General features: G+C 43.2%; 3 protein-coding genes and 1 riboswitch. All 3 genes read left to right on the top strand.

Annotation, left to right across the window (positions count from 1 at the left end; translation table 11 throughout):
* Window positions 1–191 precede the first annotated feature (191 nt).
* A complete protein-coding gene (locus ENH88_RS08130) occupies window positions 192–587 on the top strand; it encodes an acyl-CoA thioesterase (protein ID WP_304181507.1) in 396 nt (131 codons plus the stop codon).
* 124 nt (window positions 588–711) lie between these two features.
* On the top strand, window positions 712–1,113 hold the full coding sequence (locus ENH88_RS08125) for an META domain-containing protein (RefSeq protein ID WP_304181506.1): 402 nt from the start codon (window positions 712–714) through the stop codon (window positions 1,111–1,113).
* Between the two features lie 68 nt (window positions 1,114–1,181).
* A riboswitch (TPP riboswitch) is annotated at window positions 1,182–1,292 on the top strand.
* A gap of 153 nt (window positions 1,293–1,445) precedes the next feature.
* Window positions 1,446–3,069 (top strand): phosphomethylpyrimidine synthase ThiC (thiC, locus tag ENH88_RS08120; protein WP_304181504.1); only part of this gene is annotated, 1,624 nt, incomplete at its 3' end.

Raw genomic sequence — 3,069 nt, 5'->3', positions numbered from 1 at the left:
TCATCAGCAAAAGCAGGGGCGCATACTAATGGTAAGAGCGCGGCAGTAATTAAAGACAAGCGTAGTTTCATTCGGTTACTTAACTCCATTTCAGGGACTTGCATGATAGCAACTATTCTTATTAAAGTCGTGATACTAGATATATTAATGTGCTATAAACGCGCACAGTATACATAATAAGGAATACAAATATGACCTTTAAAGTTGATTTTAAAGTGCGTGATTACGAATGTGATCTACAAGGTATTGTAAATAATAGTGTGTATTTTAACTACCTAGAACATGCACGCCATGAATTTTTGCATGCCAACGGGGTTGATTTTGCGCAGCTTGCTCGCGATAAAATTAACCTTTTAGTAATGCGCAGCGAAATGGATTACAAACAATCATTAGTCCCTGGGGATGAGTTTTACGTTGCTGTAGCGCCTGAGCGCATTAGCCGCTTAAAGTTTGCTTTTCGACAAACCATAGTACGAAAGCATGACGAAAAAGTAATGTTAAAGGCATTGGTGATTGGCACATCGGTGAATGAGCAAGGCCGACCATTTTTGCCAGCGCAAGTTGATCTACTATTTAAGTCTGAGTAATTTTCCGGTGGCACCTTTTTTACTATCTTAGAACATTTTTTTACATTAAAAACATGCATTATTAACGGTATAAACTGTTATTTATTGTTATCATATTGCGATTGAGTTTTAGGTTAGTAATCACATGAAATTAGCAGCAATACCGATGCTTGTTATCGGTTTATGTATAGGCTGCTCATCGACAGGGACCGTCACTAGTGAGCAATTGAAATACACCAAGTGGCAACTATCACGAGTTGATGGTTTAGCGATCCCGGCATCTTATTCCGCCTCATTGAGTTTTATAGAAGCTTTGCAAGTCAATGGTTTTGCCGGTTGTAATAAGTTTTTTGGCGAAGGCCAACTTGATGATAGTCATCTAACGGTGAATAAGTTGGGGATGACTCGTAAATCATGTGGTGCTGAGTTGGATAAGTTTGAACAGCAGTTTTTGAATGCATTAAAACAAGGCGTGCCACTGCAAATTCAAGATCAACAACTCGTTTTAAACGGCGAGCAAACATTTGCGTTTATTCCCGCGGGCTGATCTACAAGTTCAGCCCTTGCAGCAAGCGTGTATCTAACGTACACTCATCAGCGAACAATATATAGAATTTTTACTTGTCGGAGTGCCTTGAGTTTTAACTTAAAGGCTGAGATCGCGAAAGCGGGATCCGTGAACCTGATCAGGCTAACACCTGCGTAGGGAACAAGCTGCCTAAAACAGGTGCTTGTGCGCCTGTTTGGCGTATAAGTACTGTGGCTGCCAAGGTTGGGTGTACTTTTTTGTAACACCAATCTACGATCCATGTAGCATTTGCTACTCTCTATTGCATAGCAATATCTGACAAGACAACCCTTTTAGCAATGAGGTAAGTCATGTCAAACACAACAAATAAACCGTCTCGCCGCGAAACCCGTGCCGCTGCATCAGATTACATTTATAACCTGACTGGGCAACCGTTCCCAAGTTCACATAAAGTTTACGTACCAGGCACTCATGACAATGTGCGTGTTGGTATGCGTGAAATTACTTTGAGTGATACCTTTATCGGCGGCACCGATGAAAACCCAGTGTACGAATCAAATGCACCACTGCGTGTTTATGATACCTCTGGCCCATACACTGATCCTGATTTTACCTTGGATGTTCGTAAAGGCCTGGATAAGTATCGCGAGCAGTGGATTGAAAGCCGTGGCGATACTGAAGTTTTAGAGTCCGTTACCTCACAGTTTTCCCAGCAACGTATGGCCGATGAAGGCCTAGATCATATTCGTTTTGAGCACTTACCAAAAATTCGCCGCGCTAAAGCCGGTAAAAATGTCACGCAAATGCATTATGCGCGCCAAGGTATTATCACTCCTGAAATGGAATATGTCGCAATTCGTGAAAATATGGGCCGTGCGCAACTTCAACAAGAATTATTAGCGCAACAGCACCAAGGCGAGTCGTTTGGCGCGAGTATTCCTGAATTTATTACTCCTGAATTTGTACGTGATGAAATCGCCCGTGGCCGTGCGATTTTACCAAACAATATCAATCATCCTGAAACTGAGCCGATGATTGTTGGCCGTAACTTTTTAGTCAAAGTGAACGCTAATATTGGCAACTCATCAGTCAGCTCATCAATTGAAGAAGAAGTTGAAAAAATGGTCTGGTCAACCCGTTGGGGGGCAGACACCGTAATGGATTTATCAACGGGTCGTTATATTCATGAAACCCGAGAATGGGTGGTACGTAACTCACCGGTGCCAATTGGCACAGTGCCAATTTATCAAGCGCTTGAAAAAGTAAATGGTGTGGCAGAAGACCTAACGTGGGAGATTTTCCGCGATACCCTTATTGAACAAGCCGAGCAAGGCGTTGATTACTTTACTATTCATGCTGGTGTGTTATTACGTTACGTACCAATGACCGCGAAACGTGTTACTGGAATTGTGTCGCGCGGTGGTTCAATTATGGCGAAGTGGTGTTTAGCGCATCATCAAGAAAACTTCTTATACACTCACTTTGAAGATATCTGCGAAATTTTAAAGCAATACGATGTGTGTTTCTCATTGGGCGATGGTCTGCGTCCAGGCTCCATTGCTGACGCTAACGATGAAGCGCAATTTAGTGAACTGCGTACGTTAGGTGAGCTGACCAAAATCGCCTGGAAACACGATGTACAAGTGTTCATTGAAGGCCCAGGGCATGTGCCAATGCATATGATCAAAGCCAATATGGAAGAGCAACTTAAGCATTGCGACGAAGCGCCTTTTTATACGCTTGGGCCACTGACTACCGATATTGCGCCAGGGTATGACCATATCACTTCAGGGATTGGCGCGGCGCAAATTGCATGGTATGGCTGTGCGATGCTCTGCTACGTAACACCAAAAGAGCATTTAGGCTTACCAAATAAAGAAGACGTAAAAGAAGGGCTGATCACCTATAAAATTGCTGCTCATGCCGCCGATTTAGCCAAAGGTCACCCAGGTGCGCAAGAGCGCGATAATGCAC

Origin of the sequence: Pseudoalteromonas prydzensis (genome assembly GCF_011050055.1) — a bacterium.
Lineage (GTDB): Bacteria > Pseudomonadota > Gammaproteobacteria > Enterobacterales > Alteromonadaceae > Pseudoalteromonas > Pseudoalteromonas prydzensis_A.
The sequence above is the reverse complement of the archived record's forward strand: the minus strand, read 5'-3'. Positions and strand labels throughout refer to the sequence as shown.

Bases quoted from the DNA above. Each gene is read 5' to 3' on its own strand.
- ENH88_RS08130 (WP_304181507.1), top strand. From the start codon at position 192: ATGACCTTTAAAGTTGATTTTAAAGTGCGTGATTACGAATGTGATCTA.
- ENH88_RS08125 (WP_304181506.1), top strand. From the start codon at position 712: ATGAAATTAGCAGCAATACCGATGCTTGTTATCGGTTTATGTATAGGC.